Source organism: Demequina phytophila, from assembly GCF_000971135.1.
Classification (GTDB): Bacteria; Actinomycetota; Actinomycetes; order Actinomycetales; family Demequinaceae; genus Demequina; species Demequina phytophila.
The window spans coordinates 84,167-102,222 of the sequence record NZ_BBLW01000001.1 but is presented as its reverse complement, the minus strand read 5'-3'; the positions used below and the strand labels follow the sequence as shown (position 1 = coordinate 102,222).

Genomic DNA, 18,056 nt, shown 5'->3' with positions numbered 1-18,056 from the left:
TAGCGTCGCTAGAGGAGGCATGTCATGGACGACATCCGCATTCCCGAGCCGGCCGCCCCCGACGCGACGGTCGCGCCAGGCTCGACCGCGGCCTCCGCGCCCATGGCCCTGCTCGACGTCGACCCCATGGTCCCGCGCCGCTACGTCGTCACCCGCGTCCGCCAGGACACCCGCGACACCTTCACGCTCCTGCTCGACCCCGCGGACTGCGAGCCCCCGCTGGACTTCAAGGCCGGGCAGTTCACCATGCTCCACGCGTTCGGCGTCGGCGAGGTCCCCATCTCCATCAGCGGCGACCCCTCGCACCCCGCCCCGCTCGAGCACACCATCCGCAATGTCGGCGCCGTCACCCGCGCCCTCGTCGAGGCCGCGCCCGGCACCGAGATCGGCGTCCGCGGCCCCTTCGGGACCTCGTGGGCGGTGGACGATGCGACCGGCCACGACGTCGTCTTCGTCACCGGCGGCATCGGGCTGGCCCCGCTGCGCCCTGCGATCCTCGACGTGCTCGGCAACCGCGACGCGTACGGCAAGGTGCTGCTCCTCTACGGTTCGCGCACCCCCGATGACATCCTCTACGGCCACGAGATGCACCGGTGGGCGGACCTTAACGACGTCAACGTGCAGATGACCGTCGACAACGCGCCGTACGGCTACAAGGGCAAGGTCGGGTTCGTGACGGAACTGGTGGCACGCGCCGGCTTCGACCCCCGCAATGGGTTCGCCTTCGTGTGCGGGCCCGAGGTGATGATGCGGTCCGCGGCCAACTCCCTCGCCTCCCGCGGCGTCGCGAAGGACAAGATCCGCCTCTCGATGGAGCGCAGCATGAAGTGCGGCGTCGGCCTGTGCGGCCACTGCCAGCTGCGCGAGCTGTTCGTCTGCGTCGACGGCCCCGTCCTGCCGTACAGCCAACTCGAGCCGCTCATGAACGTGAGGGAGCTCTGACATGGAACCCCAGAAGCGCCCCAAGCTCGCGGTGTGGAAGTTCGCGTCCTGCGACGGCTGCCAGCTGAGCATCCTCAACTGCGAGGACGAGCTCCTCCAGATCGCCGAGAACATCCACATCGCGTACTTCCCCGAGGCCACCCGCGCGATCGTCGAGGGCCCCTACGAGCTCTCCCTGGTCGAGGGCTCGATCACCACCCCCGAGGACGTGAAGCGGATCCACGAGATCCGCGCCCAGTCGGGCACGCTCGTCACCATCGGCGCCTGCGCGACCGCCGGCGGCATCCAGGCGCTCCGCAACTGGGCCGACGTCGACGAGTTCCGGTCGATCGTCTACGCCCACCCCGAGTACCTCAAGACGCTCGACACCTCCACGCCGATCGCGAGCCACGTCGACGTCGACTACGAGCTCCGCGGCTGCCCCGTCGACAAGACCCAGCTGGTCGAGGTCCTCGCCGCCTTCCTCAACGGCCGCAAGCCCCGCATCCCCACGTACTCGGTGTGCGTCGAGTGCAAGCTCAAGGGCAACGTCTGCGTCCCCGTCGCCACCGGCACCCCCTGCCTCGGCCCCGTCACGCAGGCCGGATGCGGCGCCCTCTGCCCGTCGTACGGCCGCGGCTGCTACGGCTGCTTCGGCCCCCAGGACTCCCCGAACACCGAGGCCATGACCCGCCAGCTCGCGCAGCTCGGCATGTCCAACGCCGACATCGTCCGCGTCTACCGCACCTTCAACGCCGGCGCCCCAGAATTCGCGGCGGCGGGGGACAAGGTGGCCGCCGCATCGTCCCCCGGAGGCGCGCCATGACCCACCAGCTCAAGGACGGCGGGCAGGTGATGCACGTCGGCATGCTCGCGCGCGTCGAGGGCGAGGGTGGCATGCACATCGAGTTCAAGGACGGGAAGGTCGAGACCGTCCACCTCAACATCTTCGAGCCGCCCCGCTTCTACGAGGGCTTCCTGCGCGGCCGCAAGTTCACCGAGCCTCCCGACATCACCGCACGTATCTGCGGCATCTGCCCGGTCGCGTACCAGTCCGCGTCCACCGAGGCGATGGAGACCATCTGCGGGGTCACCACCACGCCCGAGATCCAGGAGATGCGCCGCCTGCTGTACTGCGGCGAGTGGATCGAGTCCCACGCCCTCCACATCTTCATGCTCCACGCGCCCGACTTCCTCGGCTACGAATCCGTCCTCGAGATGGCCAAGGACCTCCCCGACGTGGTCCAGATGGCGCTGCGCCTCAAGAAGGCCGGCAACGACCTCATGACCGCCGTCGGCGGACGCGCCATCCACCCGGTCAACGTCAAGGTGGGCGGCTTCTACCGGATGCCCACGGTCGCCGAGCTGGCGGCGCTCCGCCCCGCCCTCGAGCGCGGAAGGGACGATGCGCTGGCCGCCGTCGACCTGGTCGCCGGCTTCGACTTCCCGGACTTCGAGCAGGACTACACGTACGTCGCGCTGCGCGGCGACCGCTACCCGCTCGAGCGGGGCGCCGAGGTGGTCGCGACCAACGGCATGCGCTTCCCGATCGCCGAGCTGCCCCGCCACATCGAGGAGTTCCACGTCGCCCACTCGAACGCGCTCCACGCGCGCTTCGACGGCGGCCCCTACTTCGTGGGCCCCCTCGCGCGCTACACCCTCAACTTCGACCAGCTCAGCCCCACCACCCAGGAGGCGGCCCTCCGCGCGGGCCTCACGGAGACGTGCCGCAACCCGTTCAAGTCGATCATCGTCCGCACCGTCGAGCTCGCGTACGCCTTCGAGGAGGCGCTGCGCATCATCGACGGGTGGCACGAGGGCCACGCGCCGTCCGTGCCCGTGGCGCCCCGGCCTGGGGAGGGCATCGGCGCGTCCGAGGCGCCACGCGGGCTCATCTGGCATCGCTACGTCATCGACGCGGACGGCATCATCACCGACGCCCAGATCGTCCCGCCCACCTCCCAGAACCAGGCCTCCATCGAGGCAGACCTCCGCAAGGCCGCCGAGCAGTGGACCGACCTCGACGACCACATGCTCACCCATCGCTGCGAGGAGGCCATCCGCAACTACGACCCCTGCATCTCCTGCGCCACCCACTTCCTCGACCTGCGGGTGAAGCGATCATGAGCGGCGACAGGGTGCTGGTGGTCGGGCTGGGCAGCCCCGACCGGGGGGACGATGCGGTGGGCGCCGCCGTCGCCGAGCGTCTCGCGGACTTCGGCCTGGACGGCGTCGACGTGCTCACCCGCGAGGACCCGACCCAGCTGGTGCAGCTGTGGGAGGGCCACGGCGCGGCGCTGGTGATCGACGCGGTGATGTCCGGACGCCCGCCGGGCACGCTGCACATCCGCGAGGTGGGCGACAGCGGCGAGCCGCTCCCCACCAGCGCGTTCGCGGCCGCGGGCCGCGGCGGAAGCCATGCCTTCGGGCTGGCCGGCGCCGTCGAGCTCGCCCGCACGCTGGGCACGCTGCCCACGCACGTGACCGTGGTCGGGGTCGAGGCCAGGACCTTCGACTTCGGCCCGATGTCCCCGGAGATCCAGGAGGGTCTCGACGCCGCGGTGGCCACCGCGGCGGCCGAGCTCATCGCGCTGAGAGAGGAAGTCCAGTCATGTGCCTAGGAACCATCGCCCAGGTTGTCGAGGTCCACAAGGACGGCCGCGCCGTCGTGGAGGACCACGGCAAGCGACAGCTGGTGCTGGAGATGACCGTCTCCGACGACGACATCACCGTGGGCGACTGGGTGGTGGTCCAGTCGGGCTTCGCGCTCGAGCGGCTCACCGAGTCCGAGGCGCGCGAGGCGCTCCGCATCCGCGAATCGACGGGAGGGCAGCCGACATGACCACCCGCTCCCGGGGCATCGCGCTCGCCGGCGTGACCGCGCTGATCTCCGGCGTGGCCGTCTACGTCAACGGCTTCGGCGTCGCCGCGTACGGCGACGCCACCGCGTACACGACCGCGAAGAACGCCGCCGCGGCGTGCGTGATCGCGCTCGTGTTCGTGGTCGCACGCCGGTCTGCCGGGGCAGGGTCGGTCGCGTTCACGCGGCCCACCCGCCCCGGCCACCGGTGGGGCCTCCTGTGCGTCGCCGTGCTGGGCGGCGCCGTGCCGTTCGTGCTGTTCTTCCAGGGCCTGGCGACCACTGCATCGTCCCAAGCGGCGTTCCTGCACAAGACGCTGGTGGTGTGGGTCGCGCTCATCGCCGTGGTCGCGTTGAAGGAGCGGCTCACGTGGTGGCACCTGGGCGCGATCGCGCTGCTGATGATCGCCCAGTGGGGGCTCGCGGGCGACGTCGCGCTGGTCGCGGACCCCGGCACCCTCCTGATCGCCGGGGCGACCCTCCTGTGGGCCGTCGAGGTGGTCGTATCCAAGCGGCTCCTCAGCGATCTCACGCCGTGGACGCTGTCCCTCACCCGCATGGTCGGCGGTTCCGTCGCGCTGCTCGTCTGGTCCGCCGTGACGGGGAGGCTCGGGAGCGTGATCCCGAGCACCGCCGACCAGTGGGCGTGGGTGGCGCTCACCGGAGTGCTGCTCGCCGGCTACGTGCTCACGTGGCATCAGGCGCTCGCCCGCGCTCAAGCGGTCGACGTCACCGCGGTGCTGGTGCTCGGTGCGCTGGTGACCGCCATCCTCGCCGGAGCGATCGACGCCGCACCCCTCGCGGCGCGGGCGCCCTGGCTGCTCATCCTCGCCCTGGGCGGCGCGCTCGTGTGGCTCGCCCCCCGACTGCCCGGGAGGGCCGTCACATGACCGACACCGTTCACCGTCTCCCGTCCGCGCACCCCGAGGCCCTGCCGCCCGAGGCCGGAGCGCTCATCTTCGGACGCTATGCGTTCCCACCCAACGACCTGGGCTACTGCGGTCCGGACCGCGCCGGCGAGCTCCTCGAGAGAGTGAGCGCCGGCGCGTCCGGACCCGGACTCGAGGAGGTGGCGCGCGCCTTCGAGGGCGCGTGGCCGTACCTCGAGCTGATCGGCGAGTGCCTGGGCCGCGCGCCGCTCGACCCCGTGGTGGTGGAGGCGTACTGGCTCGGCGGGCCCGTGCTCGACCATTGCGGCGGCGCTGCGTTCGCCCGGTCGCTGGAGGAGCGGTTCCGGCCGCGCCTCACCCGGCTCGAGTTCGAGCGACTGGTCGCCGCCGTCGCCAACGGCGGGACCCCGCACCACAACTTCCACGTGTTCGCCGTCTACCCGTGGGTGGGGCTGCTGCGCCACGGCCACGTCGACGGCCCGCTCACGGTGCTCGACAAGTGCCGCATCCGCGGCGCCCAGGTGCTCGTGGTCGAGGGCGACCACGCGGTGGTGGAGAGCCGCCACCTCCAGTGGGACGGGCACATGCTCTCGCTCGCACCGCCCACCGCGGAGACCGTGCGGCTGCGGCGCGACGGGCTGTCGCTCGCGCCGGAGGTCCGACCGGGCGACTTCGTCACGTTGCACTGGGACTGGGTGTGCGACTGGATCGGGTCCACGCGGCTCGCGCGGCTACGCCAGGCCACCGCGCAGGAGCTCGCGGCCGTCAACGCCTGCACGTACTCCGCACCTGCCGCGGTGCTCTCCTGAGAGGAGACCGTCATGCACATCCAGGATGGGGTGCTGAACCCCGGCGCGCTGGTGGTGTCGGGCGCGGCCGCCGTGGGCGCCGTCGCCTACGCGGGGGTCGCGCTGCGGCGCTCGCGGCCGCGCCTCGGGCTCGCGCTCGCGGGCGCCGGGGGAGTGCTGATCGCTCACCTGCTCGACGTGCCGCTCGGTGCCGGGCTCACGGGTCACGCGGTCGGCGGGACGTTGCTCGCCGTCGCGCTGGGACCGTGGCTTGCCGTGGTGACCATGACGGGCGTGCTCGCGCTCGAGGCGCTGGCGTTCGGGGACGGCGGGGCCGCCGCGCTCGGCGTCAACGTGATGGTGATGGCCGTGGTCGGGGTGCTGGTCGGCTGGGCGGTGTACCAGGGCGTCGCGCGCCTCGGGAAGCGGTGGGCGGTGCCCGGGGCCGGGCTCGCGGCGTTCGCGTCCGTGGTCGCGTCCGCCCTGGTGCTGGTCGGGTTCTACGGCGTCGGCTCACCGGCCGAGGCGCTGCCGCACTACCTCGCGTGGGCAGCACTCGAAGCGGCGGTGACCACCGCTGTGCTGGCCGTCGCGCTCGGGTGGGCCGCGCATCGTCCCGCCTCGCGCGCCGTCGCCGTCCCACGCGAAAGCACCGTCATCGACCAACCCTGAGCCGCGCCCTACCGGAGCGGCGAGGGTCGCCGCGCCCCGCTCGCCGTTTTCATGCACTCTCACGCGGCTTTGTCGTGCTCGAGGCGTGCTCAGGGGTCGCTGGACCCCGTCTAGGGGCGCCAATCCACCGCATGCGCCAACTCGACGCGCTGGCGGCGGTGTATCGGGCCGCGAAAGTGCATGAAAACGGCGAGCGTGTGCGCACAGATCGCTCGACTCCCCGGCGTAACGGTCGCAGTGAGACAATGAAAGTAGCAAAGGGCAGTAGCCCGGCGCAGTGAGCCCGGCAGCCTCCCGGATGGTTGGCCAGCCGGGCTTCACGCTGTCCGGGCAGCGGCGCGCGGGCTCAGGCCGCGTGCGCGATGTCCGGCTCGACCACCACCTCGTGGTGCACCACCAGCGGCTCGATCGCCGCGCGGTAGTCGCCGCCCTTGGTCCACAGCCATGCGGCGAAGTCCGCGATCCACAGCAGCGGTTCCGCGAGGGGCGCCTCGTGCCGGTACGTCATGCGGCGGATCTGGCCGGTGTGCATGAGCATCGCGATGGTCTGGCGGTCGCGGAACTGCACGGGGCCGTCCTGCTCGAGCACCCATCGCGTCACGCCGGCGTCCGATGCCCACCGCGCGAGCGCGTCCACGCACGCCTCGCGTGCGAGGAACTCGGGGTGGGTCTTCGCGTGCTCGACGATCACGATCTCGACCGGCCCCGCCAGCCGGATCAGCCTCCGCAGCGCTCGCTCGCGCGCCTCGGGCCGCTCCTTCGACGTGTGCCAGCGGCGCGACTCGCCCACCCGCCAGTCGAGTACCTCGCGGCGCACGCGGTGCAGGTCGTCGCCGTCGATCACGGCGCCCGCGAAACGGAACCCGTCGACCTTCGACTCATCGCTGAAGAGATGCCTGTCCACGCTGACTCCCTCGTCATCTCGAGTCTCGCAGGTTCGCGCCGGGACGGCACCGATTGACTGGCGCGGTCGCCGCGGCCATGCTGACGGTCGACCCGAGGAGACCGCATGACCGCGTCCTGGCTGCCCGCCGACTACGTCCACCCGCTGCGTGAAGCGGTGACCGCGGACGTCCACGTCCGCCCCATCAGCGCCGACGACCTCGACATCGACATGCCCGCGGTCATGGGCAACCAGGCGATGCTCTGGGCGAAGTACGGCGAGGAGTGGGGCTGGCCGCCCGTCGACATGAGCGTCGAGGCCGACCGCGAGGACCTCGCCCGCCACGCCCGCGAGATGCTCACCCACGAATCCTTCAACTACGCGATCCTGCCCACCGACGAGGACCGCCTGCTGGGCTGCATCTACCTCGACCCGGTCGAGGCGGGGGACGATGCGCTGGAACGGCCCGCCGCAGACGTCTCCTGGTGGGTGGTCGCCGACGCGCCCGCCGGGCTCGCGGACGCGGTCCACGCCTTCGTGCCCGCGTGGCTCGACCGCGACTGGCCGTTCGCGACCGTGCGGTACCCGTTCGGCGAGATCTAGGACTCCGACCCCACCCGCACCGCGACGCGGCTCGAGCCGTCGGCCGCCTTGGTGACCTCGAGCTTCGCGGGGATCGCCTCCTTCATGGTCTCCACATGGGAGATGAGGCCCACGGTGCGGCCGGAGTCGCGGAGGTCGTCGAGCGTCGACATCGCGATCTCGAGGGTGTCGCCGTCGAGCGAGCCGAAGCCCTCGTCGATGAAGATCGTGTCGAGCTGGATCCCGCCCGCCGCGGCGGTCACCGTCTCCGCCAGCCCGAGGGCGAGCGCGAGCGACGCGAGGAAGGTCTCGCCGCCTGAGAGTGACCGCGTCGACCTCGATATCCCTGTGTGCGCGTCCGCGACGCGCAGCTCGAGCCCGGTCTGCTTGTTGCGGTACTGCGCGGAGTCGTCGTACTCCAGCAGGTACTGGCCGTTCGACATCACGCCCAGCCGCGCGTTCGCCGCCGCCACGATCTCCTCGAGCCGCGCCGCCAGCACGAACGACTCCAGGCGCATCCGGCGCTCGTTGGGCGGGTTGCCCTCGAGCGTCGCGGCGAGGGTCTCGACCACGGCGTGCCGGTCGCGCGCCTCCACCGTCGAAGACGCCTTCTCGCGATAGCGCCCCGCCAGCGCCGCGAACTGCGTCGCGCGGCTCGCCGCGTCCGCATGCGCGCGGGCGGCCTCCTTCGCGGCGCCCTCCGCCTCGGTGGACGACGCCTCGAGTGCCGTCAGGTCCGCGGACTCCTCGGGGAGGTCGGCGGCGGCGAGCTCCGCCACCACCGCGCGCGCACCCGCGAGGTCCGCCTCGTAGCCGGTGATGCGCGCCTCGAGCGCGGCGAGCTCGGCCGCGGGAAGCGCGGCGGCGATCGCCGAGTCTGCGTCATCGAACTCCGCCTCTGCCAGCGCTTTCGCGACCGCGTCGCGCGCGTCGGCATCCGCGCGCCGCGCCTCCTCGACCGCCTCGGTGGCGCGTGCGAGCACGTCGACGGCGACACGTTCGGCGTCCAGCGCCGCGGCGCGCTCGGCGACGGAGTCGTGCGAGCCTCGCCCCACGAGGGACGATGCGCGGGCCGCCTCAAGAGCCGCGTCCGCCTGCGTCGCGGTGGACTGGGCGGTCTCCAGCGCGGTCGCCCGCGCGGCGAGCGACTCCCGCAACGACACGGCCTCGCCGTCGAGTGCGGCAAGCTCCGCGTCGATCGCGGCGAGCTCGGAGGTGGCTGCCGTCGCGGCCGCGGCCGCGGTGCGCGCGGCTTCGAGCGCCTCGCCCGCCTCTTCGGGGGTGCCGTCGCCGGCCTCGCTTCGGGCCACCTGGGCGGCGGTGCGTGCGTCAGAGGCGACCACCTGCGCGCGCTCGAACGCGGCGGAGGCGGACTTGGCGGCGGCGTCGGCGGCGTCGACCTCCTCGTCGGTGACGTGCTCGTCGGTCGGGGTCGCGGGCGCGGGGTGGGAAGTCGCTCCGCACACCGCGCAGGGCTCCCCGTCGACCAGCTTCGTGGCGAGGTGCGCGGCCTGCGAGCGGAGCCGCCGCTGCACCAGGGAGTCGTGCGCGCGCACCGCGGCGGCGCGTACGCCTGAAGCCTCCGCCTCGCGCAGTGCGGCGGTCTCGAGCGCGGTCTCGAGCGACGCCAAGCGCGTGTGTGCGGCGACGACACTCTCGGCGCGCACGACCGCGGCCTCGAGATCCTCGGTGCGGGCGGCCGCCGCGGCGAGCGGCTCACGCCGTTCCCTCAACTCCCGCTCGCGCTCGGGCAGCGCGTCGAGCGCCGCCTGGCCCGCATCGCGGGCGGCAACGGCAGCGTCGAGCGCGGAGCGCGCAGCGACGGCCGCGGACTCAAGCTCGGGCAGGGACACCTCGGCCTCGAGCGCCGCGGTCAGCGACCCGCGCTCGGTGGCCAGCTCGGCGGCGCGCGCCCGCAGGCCGGCGAGGGTGAGGGTGGCGAGGGCGGGGGTGTGGGCCAAGGCCGCGTCCCGCGACTCACCTGCAGCGGCAAGCGCCGTGGCGGAGCGCGCAGCAGAGGCGAGCGGCCCCGCCACCGGGACCGCGCGTCGCGCGAGGTCGCGCCGCGCGACGGACTCGGCGTGAGCCGCGGACCCCGCCTCGAGCTCGGCCACCCGAGCCCGCGCGGTGGCGAGCCGCGCGCGCTCCGCCTCCACCCGACGCGCCTCCGCAAGCGCCTCGCGTGCGGCACCCGCCGCGGTGCCCGCCTTCGCCGATGCCTCGGCGAGCTCGGCAGCGGCGGCGACCAGCGCATCGTCCACCGTCGCCAGCCAGGCGTCGCGGTCGCCGGACGGCGGCTCGATCCCCGCGACCGTCGCGGCGTTGCCGGCGATGACCTCGAGCTCGGCGTCGGCCGCCTCGATGGCGCGGAACCGGCGCCGCGCGAGGTCGCGGAGGGACGCGGTGAGGTCCTCGAAGCGCTGCGTGCCGAACAGAGACCTCAGCAGCTTGAGCCGCGAGTCCGTCCCCGACTGGAGGAACTCCGCGAACCGGCCCTGTGCCAGGAGGATCACCTGGAGGAACTGGTCGGAGGTCAGCTGCATGATGGCGCCGACCTCGTGGCCCACCTCGCGGGGCGCCATCGCGAGGGGCTCCCAGTCGCCGCCGTCCCAGCGCCACAGCTTCGCGGCGGGCTTCTCGGTGGTGGTGCCGCCGCCGCGCTTCGCCGGCCGCTCGAACTCGGGCGACCGGGTGACGCGGTACCGCGCGGTCCCGACCTCGAACACGAGCGTCACCTCGGTGGGGTCCGCGGGCGTGCAGAAGTGGCTTCGCGCGGTGGACCTGGTGCCGTCGTAGCGGGGGACGTCGCCGTAGAGCGCGAACGTGATCGCGTCGAGGATGGTGGACTTGCCGGCGCCCGTCTTGCCCGTGATGACGAACAGCCGGTCGGCGTCGAAGGCCGTGAAGTCGACCTCCTGGCGCGCGAGGTACGGCCCGAAGCCCTCGAGGGTGAGGCTGATCGCCCTCATCGCGTCGCCTCCGTCGCGTCGAGCGCGCCGAGCGCCTCCGCGATGAGCTGGTCCTCGGCCTCGCTCACGCCGTGACCGTTGCGGGTGAACTCCAGGAACGACGCGATGAGCTCGGTGTCCGACTTTCCACGCGTGCGCTCCGCGTATGTGGCGGCGCCGTGGTCGGCGACGTTCGCGGGCCGGTGCGTGAGCGTGACGGCGTGCGGATAGCGTTCCTGGATGCGGCGCATGGCGTCGCGGGGGCGGAGGTCGTCGGTGAGGATGACGTCCACCCAGGCGTCGACGGCCTCGGGGTGGGCACCGTCCGCCAGCAGCTCCTCGAGCGTGCCCACGAGCCGCACCACCGCGCGGGGCGTGGGGAGCTCGAGCCACGTCACCTCCGGTGCCGTCCCCGCGTCGCCGATGTCGACCAGCCAGGCGCCCTTCCCGCTCGAGATCTCCCCGAACGAGAACCGCAGCGGCGCGCCCGAGTACCTGACGGAGGGGGACAGCGTGACCCGCGAGTGGATGTGCCCGAGCGCCACATACGCGGCCCCGTCGAACGCCGACGGCGGCACGATGTCCAGCCCGCCGCGGGTGATGTCGCGCTCCTCGGCGCGCCCCCCGTCCTCGACCGTGGAGGCGACCCCGCCCGCCTCGCCCGACACGAACGTGTGGGCTGCCACGACGAAGCGAGCCTCGGCGCCGCCCCGAGCCAGGGCATCGTCCCTGATCAGGTCCATCGCGAAGGCGTGGGCGGCCTCCTGCGTGGTGCCGGTGAAGCCGGGGAACGCGGCGCGGAGGAACTCGGGGTGCGGGTAGGGGATGCCGTAGACCAGCACCTCGCCGTGGGAGTCCGGGACCGCCACGGGTGTGGCGAGCGCGCCCAGATCCGCGAGCACGTGCACGCCGCCGAACGCCGCGAACCGCGCCATGTGGCCCAGGCGCGCGGGACCGTCGTGGTTGCCGGACGTGAGCACCACCGTCGCGCCGGCCGCGCGGATCGCGGCGACGGCGCCGTTGAGCAGGGTGAACGCCTCGCCCTTGGGGGTGGAGGAGTCGAAGACGTCCCCGGCGACCACCACCACGTCCACAGCGTTCTCCGCGACGGCGGCGGCGAGCGCGGCCAGGACCTGGGCGAGGTGGTCGTCGGTCGAGTGGCCGTGGAACGTCCGTCCGATGTGCCAGTCGGAGGTGTGCAGCAGGCGCATGCCTGGAGACTAGCGGCGGGGTCCGACAGCGGCGCGCGGCGGCCCGCGCCGGCGGCGGGGAGCCGCCCCCACAAATGGTGGCTTGCCGGTCGGGGCGCGCGGGGCGACCGTGGGGGAAGTTCCTCCCCCCTCAGGAGTCGTCATGTTCGAAGTGCTTCGCGGCGTGCTCGCCGTCATCGCTCTCTTCGCGGTCACCATCCTCGCCGCGGCGGCCGGCGCGTTCTTCCTCAGCGGACCGTCCGTGGTCCTCGTCGCGCTCGGGGCGGCAGGGATCCCCGCCGTCGCCGTCGTGATGGCTCGCGGCCCGCGCGGTCGCGGTCCCCGCCGCCTCGCCTGAGCGGGCGGGCGTCAGTCGACCTGGACGTCCCCGGCGGACGATGCGCGGGGCGCCAGCAGCCCCAGGCTCACCAGCGCGCGGGCGAGCAGGCGGAAGATCACCATCGCGGGGATGGTCGAGAACGCGCCGATCACGGCGCCGATGAAGAAGGCCTGCCAGCCGAACGCGCCCGTCGCGTCGGGGTACAGGCTTCCGGCGATCACTCCGGCGGCGACGGTCCACCCGGCGAACCAGATCCACATCCACGCGTCCTCGTCGCCGAGGTCCAGGGTGACGTCGTCCTTCAGCGCCTGCATGCTCCGAACCTAGTGAAGCGGCACGCGGTGCACATGCCCCCACTTATGGGGGCACCTGCGATCGATAGCAGGGATGTTCAGTCCGAGACGGGCTCGTTCAGGAACATCTCGAGGATCTGCGCGATGGTGTCGGGGTGCGTGAGCGCCATCGAGTGGTCCGCGTTGGCGACGCTCACGTGGGCGACGTTCCGGAACCAGCCGCGGATGGCCTCGATCTCGTCCGCGAACCAGTGCGCGCTGGCGGTGCCGCTCACCAGCAGCACGGGGGCCGTCACCCGTGCCGCGTCCCGCGCGCTGTACTCCCACGCGAGCAGCGCGGGGATGTCCGCGAGGAAGAACGTCGACGCGTCCTCCTCGACCTGCGCGACCGAGCCCGGCAGCAGCCGCTCGAGGTCGAGCCGCCAGTGCGGGTCCATGAGCCGCGACAGGAACCGGTCCGCGGTCCGCCGTCCGCCGAGCGCGTCGAACTCGCCGGCGAGCCGCGTGCACGCCACCCGGAACGCCGCCGCGGAGCGGGCCTGGATGGGCGGAGGCTCGATCGCCGCGACGCGCGCGGCCCTGTCGGGGCGGTCCGCCGCGGCCTGCAGCACCACCGCCGCCGAGTACGAGACGCCGATGAGAGTCGCTCGCGCGATCCCGAGCGCGTCGAGCAGCGCGACCAGGTCGGCCGCGTCGAGCCGGATCGACCCCGCGCCCGTCGTGGTCCCGCCGGAGCCGTACCCGCGTCGTCGATACGCGACGATGCGCCGGCCGGGTTCCGCGGCGAGCCGCCGGGCGACGGGGAGGAGCTCGTCCGCGGTGAGGGCGGTGCCGACCACGACCACGGGGTCCTCGCCGGACGCCGGAGCTCCGGGCGGCGCAGCGCCGGGTGCCGCGACGCCCGCCTCCCACACGTCGAGACCGGTCCCGCCGACGTCGATCGAGCGCCAGCGTCCGGGATCCTCGACCTCGCTCACACCTGGCGCGGCACGTTGCCCGTGAGCTTCATGAACGAGCACATGAACTTGTGGCCGCCGTCGGCCGTGGGGCCGAACATGCAGGGGCATCCCCCGTCGATCACCGCCATGCCGTGCTCGCGGCCCCAGGCGGCCGCCGCATCGTCCACGCTGCCCTGCCCGGGACCGCGGTGCATCCAGACGTCCTTGATGCCCAGCTCGTAGGCCTCCTTCATGGTGTCGAGCGCGCGGTCGGGCCGTGTCCCGATCACCACGGCCTCCACGCCGCCCGGGACGGCGGCGAGCGACGGGTACGCCGGCGCGTCCTCGATGGTCTCGGCGTTCGGGTTGATGGCGAAGGCCTCGTAGCCGCGTTCGCGAAGTCGCTGGTAGACGTTGTTCGAGCCGTGGGTGCCCGGCGTGCGCGACACCCCGGTCACGGCGATGCGCTTGTGCGCGAGGAAGGCCTCTGCAGCGTCCTTGATGGCAGTCATGATCCGCTCCCTGGGGGGTTGGGGTGGGGACCTTCCTTCCATGGTCACGCGGCTCACGGGCCGCGGCAACCGCAGCGCTGCCCCCACAAGTGGTGGCTTGGACGCGGCCGGCCGGCGCGGAAGGGTGGTGGGTGAATCCACGGGGGAGCTGGCGATGAATCACGGGCGTGCCACGGTTGCGGCGGTCAACGGATACGCGATCCTCGCGATCGCGGTGGTCGGGTGGTTCTCGTGGCTGTTCCGCGACCTCCCGCACGCGAGCCTCGGCTTCCCGCCGTTCCTGCTCGCGCTCGGCGTGATCCTGCCCCTGTGGGTGGTGGGCGCGGCGCGCGCGAAGCACGACGAGCGCACCAAGCGTCGCTGAGCTCCCCGCAGGGGTCGCGCACCTGCGGAAAGCGACAATCAGGACCCCGCACGGCGTGCGGAACCAGGGATTGCGCTGGTCTGCGACTTCCACGCACGATGTCCTCATGACCCCGCGACGCACCACCACCCCCGGGGGGCGGGACGCGCGCCCGGCCGTCGCCGCGCTGCGCGAGCGCCCCGACTGCACGGTCCTCATCATCGGCGGCGGAATCAACGGCGTCGCGACGTTCCGCGACCTCGCGCTGCAGGGCGTCGACGTCACCCTGATCGACCGCGGCGACATCGCCGCCGCGACCTCGGCCGCGAGCAGCCGCATGATCCACGGCGGCCTGCGCTACCTCGAGAACGGCGAGTTCCGCCTGGTCAAGGAGGCGGTCGCCGAGCGCAACGGCCTCCTCGCCACCGCGCCCCATTGCGTCACGCCGCTGCCCACCACCATCCCGATCCACCAGGTCTGGTCGGGCCTGGGGAGCGCGCCGCGTCGCTTCCTCACCGGCCACGGCTCGTCCCGTCACGCCGCGCGCGGCGCCGTCCTCATCAAGGCCGGCCTCACCCTCTACGACGAGTACTCGCACGCCGGCCTCGCCCCCGACGGCACCGGAGTCCCTCGCCACAGCTTCACCGGTCGCGTGCAGTCCCTCGAGGACCTGCCCGACCTCGACCCGTCGATCATCTGCACCGCGACGTACTACGACGCCGCCGTGCGCGCCCCCGAGCGCCTCGCGCTCGAGATGGCCCTCGACGCGCTCGCCACCCATCCGGGCGCCCGCCTGGCGACGTACGTGGAGGCGACCGGCGCATCGTCTGCCGGCGTGGAGGTGCGGGACGTCCTCACCGGCGACACCGTGACCCTCCGGCCGCGGCTGGTGGTCAACGCGTCCGGCCCGTGGACGGATCTCACGAACGCCGCGCTGGGCGAGGCGACCGCGTTCATGGGCGGCACCAAGGGCAGCCACATCGTGGTCGACAACCCCGCGCTGCACGAGGCGTGCCGGGGCCGCGAGATCTTCTTCGAGAACGAGGACGGGCGCATCGTCCTCATCCACCCGCAGCACGGTCGCGTGATCCTCGGCACGTCCGACATCCCCGCGGACCCGCGCGAGCCCGCCGTGTGCACCGCGGAGGAGATCGACTACTTCATCGACCTCGCCGCGCGCGTGTTCCCCGGTATCCCGGTCACGCGCGAGCAGATCGTGCACCGCTTCGCCGGGATCAGGCCGCTCCCGGCCGCGGACGCGGCGAGCCCCGGCGAGATCCCGCGCGACTACCGCCTGGTCACCTCGGAGCTGCCCGGCGGCGTGCCGCTGGTGAGCCTGGTGGGCGGCAAGTGGACCACGCACCGCGCGCTCGGCGAGAAGATCGCGGACCAGGTGCTGGAGCTGCTCGGGCGCGCGCGCCGCACGTCCACGCGCGGCGTGCCGGTGGGCGGCGGGCGCGACTACCCGCGCCCAGACGACCGCCCCGAATGGATCGCCGCGCACATGCCCGGGGACGATGCCCGGGCCGGGGTGCTCCTCGACAGGTACGGGACGCGCGGGGCGGAGGTCGCCGCGCTGGAGACGCGGACGTTCGCGTGGTTCGACGAGGCGCGCACGCTGCGCCACGCGCCCGGCTACACGCGCGCCGAGATCCAGTGGATCGCCCGCACCGAGCGGGTCGCGCGCCTCGCCGACCTGGTGCAGCGGCGCACGCAGCTGACGTTCCGCGGCGAGGTCACGGTGCCCCTGCTCGAGGAGCTCGCCAAGGTGGTGGGGCGTGAGCTGGGGTGGAGCCGCAAGCGGCGGGCCGCGGAGGTGGAGCTGGTGCTGGAGCAGGCGCGCGCGGCGAGGGCAGGCGACGTCGCGCTGACCGGGCGTTCCGGTCAGGCCTCGCCGACCTCCGTGACGCCCTCGTAGAGCCCGATCGAGTTGCCGTCCGGGTCGGAGATGACGGCCCACCAGCTGGTGGGTGTGATCTCCATCTTGGCCATGAGGACCGTGGCGCCGTTCTCCAGCGCGAGCGCGATCGTGGCGTCGATCGAGTCGACCTCCACGTACGAGCGCGGCTGGCTGAAGTCCTCCGAGCGGGGCGCGAGCCCGCCGCCGCTGACCTGGTTCGGGGCCTGCCACATCGGGTAGTCCTCGAAGCCGGGCGGGGCGGCGATCTGCCAGCCGAACAGCGTCCCGTAGAAGGCCTTCGCGGCGTCGAGGTCGCTGACCGGGATGTCGATGTGGGTGATGTCTCCGTGCGCCATGGCGGTCCCTCCGGGGTGGGGGTCGGGTGTCGACCTCAACGAGTCTCGCCCCGGGCGGGGTGGGTCGCAACCGGGATCGCGCAGGTAGCCGGGCGGGGCGAGGGGCTAGCGTGAGGCCATGGCTGGCTATGTGATGGCGATCGACCAGGGCACCACCTCCACGCGCGCGATCGTGTTCGACCACCCCGGACGGATCGTGGCGCAGGCCCAGCTCGAGCACCGCCAGCACCTGCCGCGCGCCGGCTGGGTCGAGCATGACCCGAAGGAGATCTGGGACAACACCCGCCTGGTGATCGGCCAGGCGCTCGCGAAGGCCGACATCACGCGGCTCGACATCGAGGCGCTCGGCATCACCAACCAGCGCGAGACCGTCATCATCTGGGACCGCGCGACCGGCGAGCCCATCCACCCGGCCATCGTGTGGCAGGACACCCGCACGCAGCATGAGATCGACGCGCTCGCGGCCGAGGGCGGCATCGACCGCTTCCGCGACATCACCGGGCTCCCGCTCGCGACCTACTTCAGCGCGACCAAGATCGCCTGGCTGCTCGACCACGTGCCCGGCGCCCGCGACGCCGCCGAGGCCGGCGAGCTCGCGTTCGGCACACCCGACACGTGGCTCGTGTGGAACCTCACGGGCGGCATCCACGGCGGCATCCACGTCACCGACGTCACCAACGCGTCCCGCACGCTGCTCATGGACCTCGCGACGCTCGACTGGTCGGAGGAGCTGCTCGAGACCTTCGCCATCCCACGCGCGCTGCTGCCCGAGATCCGCAGCTCCTCCGAGGTCTACGGCCACGTGGGTGGGCGGTCGCTGCTGCGTGAGGTCCCGATCGCGGGCATCCTGGGGGACCAGCAGGCGGCCACGTTCGGTCAGGCGGCCTTCCACGAGGGCGAGAGCAAGGGCACCTACGGCACCGGCACGTTCCTCCTGGTCAACACCGGCACCGAGGCGATCATGAGCAGCCACGGCCTCATCACGACCGTCGCGTACCAGCTGGGCGGCGACGCGCCGCGGTACGCGCTCGAGGGGTCGATCGCGATCACCGGCGCGCTGGTCCAGTGGCTGCGGGACAACTTCGGCACCATCAAGGACGCCCGCGAGATCGAGCCGCTCGCCGCGAGCGTGCCCGACAACGGCGGCGCCTACTTCGTCCCGGCGTTCTCCGGGCTCTTCGCGCCGCACTGGCGTCCCGACGCGCGCGGCGCGGTGCTGGGCCTCACCCAGTACGTCACCAAGGCGCACCTGGCGCGCGCGGTCCTCGAGGCCTGCGGCTATCAGACGCGCGACGTGGTCGAGGCGGGGGAGGCGGACGCCGGCATCCCGCTGACGGCCCTCAACGTCGACGGCGGCATGACCTCCAACGAGCTCCTCATGCAGTTCCTCGCCGACATCCTGGGAGCGGACGTGGTGCGGCCGGAGGTGGTGGAGACCACCGCGCTCGGTGCCGCCTATGCCGCGGGTCTCGCCGTGGGCTACTGGCGCGACCTCGACGAGCTGCGCGACAACTGGCACGAGGACCGTCGCTGGCACCCGACCATGCCGCGTGCGGAGGCGGACCGCCTCTACCGCAACTGGAAGAAGGCGGTGGCGCGCTCGCTCGACTGGCTGGACGAGGACGCCGAGGGCTAGCGGC

General features: G+C 72.9%; 20 protein-coding genes. 13 read left to right on the top strand and 7 right to left on the bottom strand.

From position 1 onward, the window contains the following. Positions 1–24 precede the first annotated feature (24 nt). The 8 genes from AOM01_RS00515 to AOM01_RS00480 are packed head-to-tail and all read left to right on the top strand — an operon-like array spanning position 25 to position 6,131. Positions 25–942 carry an FAD/NAD(P)-binding protein gene (locus AOM01_RS00515; protein WP_228374167.1) on the top strand — a complete coding sequence of 306 codons (918 nt, stop codon included), beginning with the start codon at positions 25–27 and terminating at the stop codon, positions 940–942. A 1-nt stretch (position 943) separates the two neighbouring features. Further along, positions 944–1,747: an NADH-quinone oxidoreductase subunit B family protein gene (locus AOM01_RS00510; protein ID WP_062287435.1), complete on the top strand. Its 804-nt coding sequence runs from the start codon at positions 944–946 to the stop codon at positions 1,745–1,747. After that, on the top strand, positions 1,744–3,048 hold the full coding sequence (locus tag AOM01_RS00505) for a Ni/Fe hydrogenase subunit alpha (protein WP_062287432.1): 1,305 nt from the start codon (positions 1,744–1,746) through the stop codon (positions 3,046–3,048). Before AOM01_RS00510 ends, AOM01_RS00505 begins: the two co-directional genes overlap by 4 nt. Next, entirely contained in the window at positions 3,045–3,542 is a 498-nt protein-coding gene (locus tag AOM01_RS00500; RefSeq protein WP_062287430.1) for a hydrogenase maturation protease, read from the top strand. The genes AOM01_RS00505 and AOM01_RS00500 overlap by 4 nt, the downstream gene beginning before the upstream one ends. Beyond that, positions 3,533–3,763 carry a HypC/HybG/HupF family hydrogenase formation chaperone gene (locus AOM01_RS00495; protein ID WP_062287426.1) on the top strand — a complete coding sequence of 77 codons (231 nt, stop codon included), beginning with the start codon at positions 3,533–3,535 and terminating at the stop codon, positions 3,761–3,763. The genes AOM01_RS00500 and AOM01_RS00495 overlap by 10 nt, the downstream gene beginning before the upstream one ends. Further along, a complete protein-coding gene (locus tag AOM01_RS00490) occupies positions 3,760–4,671 on the top strand; it encodes a DMT family transporter (RefSeq protein WP_062287424.1) in 912 nt (303 codons plus the stop codon). Before AOM01_RS00495 ends, AOM01_RS00490 begins: the two co-directional genes overlap by 4 nt. Beyond that, positions 4,668–5,480, top strand: a complete 813-nt coding sequence (locus tag AOM01_RS00485) for a DUF6390 family protein (protein WP_062287421.1) — start codon at positions 4,668–4,670, stop codon at positions 5,478–5,480. Before AOM01_RS00490 ends, AOM01_RS00485 begins: the two co-directional genes overlap by 4 nt. Before the next feature lie 12 nt (positions 5,481–5,492). Continuing rightward, positions 5,493–6,131: an energy-coupling factor ABC transporter permease gene (locus AOM01_RS00480; RefSeq protein ID WP_062287418.1), complete on the top strand. Its 639-nt coding sequence runs from the start codon at positions 5,493–5,495 to the stop codon at positions 6,129–6,131. A 346-nt stretch (positions 6,132–6,477) separates the two neighbouring features. Here AOM01_RS00480 and AOM01_RS00475 read toward each other — a convergent pair whose 3' ends face one another. Next, on the bottom strand, positions 6,478–7,035 hold the full coding sequence (locus AOM01_RS00475; protein ID WP_062287416.1) for a hypothetical protein: 558 nt from the start codon (positions 7,033–7,035) through the stop codon (positions 6,478–6,480). Positions 7,036–7,140: 105 nt separating this feature from the next. On the opposite strand from AOM01_RS00475, the gene AOM01_RS00470 reads away from it, so the two are divergent. After that, positions 7,141–7,617 (top strand): GNAT family N-acetyltransferase, encoded by a 477-nt coding sequence (locus AOM01_RS00470; RefSeq protein WP_062287413.1) that lies wholly within the window; start codon positions 7,141–7,143, stop codon positions 7,615–7,617. On the opposite strand, the gene AOM01_RS00465 is transcribed toward AOM01_RS00470, so the two are convergent. Continuing rightward, a complete protein-coding gene (locus tag AOM01_RS00465) occupies positions 7,614–10,565 on the bottom strand; it encodes an AAA family ATPase (RefSeq protein WP_062287410.1) in 2,952 nt (983 codons plus the stop codon). The two genes, AOM01_RS00470 and AOM01_RS00465, sit on opposite strands and share 4 nt — an antisense overlap. Beyond that, positions 10,562–11,755 (bottom strand): exonuclease SbcCD subunit D, encoded by a 1,194-nt coding sequence (locus AOM01_RS00460; protein ID WP_062287407.1) that lies wholly within the window; start codon positions 11,753–11,755, stop codon positions 10,562–10,564. The genes AOM01_RS00465 and AOM01_RS00460 overlap by 4 nt, the downstream gene beginning before the upstream one ends. Before the next feature lie 142 nt (positions 11,756–11,897). On the opposite strand from AOM01_RS00460, the gene AOM01_RS00455 reads away from it, so the two are divergent. Continuing rightward, positions 11,898–12,092: a hypothetical protein gene (locus tag AOM01_RS00455; protein WP_062287404.1), complete on the top strand. Its 195-nt coding sequence runs from the start codon at positions 11,898–11,900 to the stop codon at positions 12,090–12,092. Positions 12,093–12,103: 11 nt separating this feature from the next. Here the strand turns inward: AOM01_RS00455 and AOM01_RS00450 are convergent, their stop codons facing one another. The 3 genes from AOM01_RS00450 to AOM01_RS00440 form a co-directional block, all read right to left on the bottom strand. Further along, positions 12,104–12,388 (bottom strand): hypothetical protein, encoded by a 285-nt coding sequence (locus AOM01_RS00450; RefSeq protein ID WP_062287401.1) that lies wholly within the window; start codon positions 12,386–12,388, stop codon positions 12,104–12,106. A gap of 77 nt (positions 12,389–12,465) precedes the next feature. Next, the gene (locus tag AOM01_RS00445) at positions 12,466–13,344 is read right to left on the bottom strand and encodes an alpha/beta fold hydrolase (RefSeq protein WP_062287397.1); all 879 of its coding nucleotides are present in this window, start codon (positions 13,342–13,344) and stop codon (positions 12,466–12,468) included. Continuing rightward, complete coding sequence (locus AOM01_RS00440) at positions 13,341–13,817, bottom strand: CoA-binding protein (protein WP_062287393.1); 477 nt, start codon at positions 13,815–13,817, stop codon at positions 13,341–13,343. Before AOM01_RS00440 ends, AOM01_RS00445 begins: the two co-directional genes overlap by 4 nt. A 154-nt stretch (positions 13,818–13,971) precedes the next feature. On the opposite strand from AOM01_RS00440, the gene AOM01_RS00435 reads away from it, so the two are divergent. Together AOM01_RS00435 and AOM01_RS00430 are read left to right on the top strand one after the other, a co-directional pair. Beyond that, entirely contained in the window at positions 13,972–14,181 is a 210-nt protein-coding gene (locus AOM01_RS00435; RefSeq protein WP_062287391.1) for a hypothetical protein, read from the top strand. 106 nt (positions 14,182–14,287) lie between these two features. After that, complete coding sequence (locus tag AOM01_RS00430; protein ID WP_062287388.1) at positions 14,288–16,078, top strand: glycerol-3-phosphate dehydrogenase/oxidase; 1,791 nt, start codon at positions 14,288–14,290, stop codon at positions 16,076–16,078. On the opposite strand, the gene AOM01_RS00425 is transcribed toward AOM01_RS00430, so the two are convergent. Continuing rightward, a complete protein-coding gene (locus AOM01_RS00425) occupies positions 16,045–16,416 on the bottom strand; it encodes a VOC family protein (RefSeq protein WP_062287384.1) in 372 nt (123 codons plus the stop codon). The genes AOM01_RS00430 and AOM01_RS00425 overlap by 34 nt on opposite strands. A 118-nt stretch (positions 16,417–16,534) precedes the next feature. On the opposite strand from AOM01_RS00425, the gene glpK reads away from it, so the two are divergent. Then, entirely contained in the window at positions 16,535–18,052 is a 1,518-nt protein-coding gene (gene glpK / locus AOM01_RS00420; protein ID WP_062287382.1) for a glycerol kinase GlpK, read from the top strand. Positions 18,053–18,056 lie beyond the last annotated feature (4 nt).

What these genes read in the sequence shown, in the direction of transcription:
- AOM01_RS00515 (WP_228374167.1), top strand. Translation starts at nt 25, where the DNA reads ATGGACGACATCCGCATTCCCGAGCCGGCCGCCCCCGACGCGACGGTC.
- AOM01_RS00510 (WP_062287435.1), top strand. Translation starts at nt 944, where the DNA reads ATGGAACCCCAGAAGCGCCCCAAGCTCGCGGTGTGGAAGTTCGCGTCC.
- AOM01_RS00505 (WP_062287432.1), top strand. Translation starts at nt 1,744, where the DNA reads ATGACCCACCAGCTCAAGGACGGCGGGCAGGTGATGCACGTCGGCATG.
- AOM01_RS00500 (WP_062287430.1), top strand. Translation starts at nt 3,045, where the DNA reads ATGAGCGGCGACAGGGTGCTGGTGGTCGGGCTGGGCAGCCCCGACCGG.
- AOM01_RS00495 (WP_062287426.1), top strand. Translation starts at nt 3,533, where the DNA reads ATGTGCCTAGGAACCATCGCCCAGGTTGTCGAGGTCCACAAGGACGGC.
- AOM01_RS00490 (WP_062287424.1), top strand. Translation starts at nt 3,760, where the DNA reads ATGACCACCCGCTCCCGGGGCATCGCGCTCGCCGGCGTGACCGCGCTG.
- AOM01_RS00485 (WP_062287421.1), top strand. Translation starts at nt 4,668, where the DNA reads ATGACCGACACCGTTCACCGTCTCCCGTCCGCGCACCCCGAGGCCCTG.
- AOM01_RS00480 (WP_062287418.1), top strand. Translation starts at nt 5,493, where the DNA reads ATGCACATCCAGGATGGGGTGCTGAACCCCGGCGCGCTGGTGGTGTCG.
- AOM01_RS00470 (WP_062287413.1), top strand. Translation starts at nt 7,141, where the DNA reads ATGACCGCGTCCTGGCTGCCCGCCGACTACGTCCACCCGCTGCGTGAA.
- AOM01_RS00465 (WP_062287410.1), bottom strand. Translation starts at nt 10,565, where the DNA reads ATGAGGGCGATCAGCCTCACCCTCGAGGGCTTCGGGCCGTACCTCGCG.
- AOM01_RS00460 (WP_062287407.1), bottom strand. Translation starts at nt 11,755, where the DNA reads ATGCGCCTGCTGCACACCTCCGACTGGCACATCGGACGGACGTTCCAC.
- AOM01_RS00455 (WP_062287404.1), top strand. Translation starts at nt 11,898, where the DNA reads ATGTTCGAAGTGCTTCGCGGCGTGCTCGCCGTCATCGCTCTCTTCGCG.
- AOM01_RS00450 (WP_062287401.1), bottom strand. Translation starts at nt 12,388, where the DNA reads ATGCAGGCGCTGAAGGACGACGTCACCCTGGACCTCGGCGACGAGGAC.
- AOM01_RS00440 (WP_062287393.1), bottom strand. Translation starts at nt 13,817, where the DNA reads ATGACTGCCATCAAGGACGCTGCAGAGGCCTTCCTCGCGCACAAGCGC.
- AOM01_RS00435 (WP_062287391.1), top strand. Translation starts at nt 13,972, where the DNA reads ATGAATCACGGGCGTGCCACGGTTGCGGCGGTCAACGGATACGCGATC.
- AOM01_RS00430 (WP_062287388.1), top strand. Translation starts at nt 14,288, where the DNA reads ATGACCCCGCGACGCACCACCACCCCCGGGGGGCGGGACGCGCGCCCG.
- AOM01_RS00425 (WP_062287384.1), bottom strand. Translation starts at nt 16,416, where the DNA reads ATGGCGCACGGAGACATCACCCACATCGACATCCCGGTCAGCGACCTC.
- glpK (WP_062287382.1), top strand. Translation starts at nt 16,535, where the DNA reads ATGGCTGGCTATGTGATGGCGATCGACCAGGGCACCACCTCCACGCGC.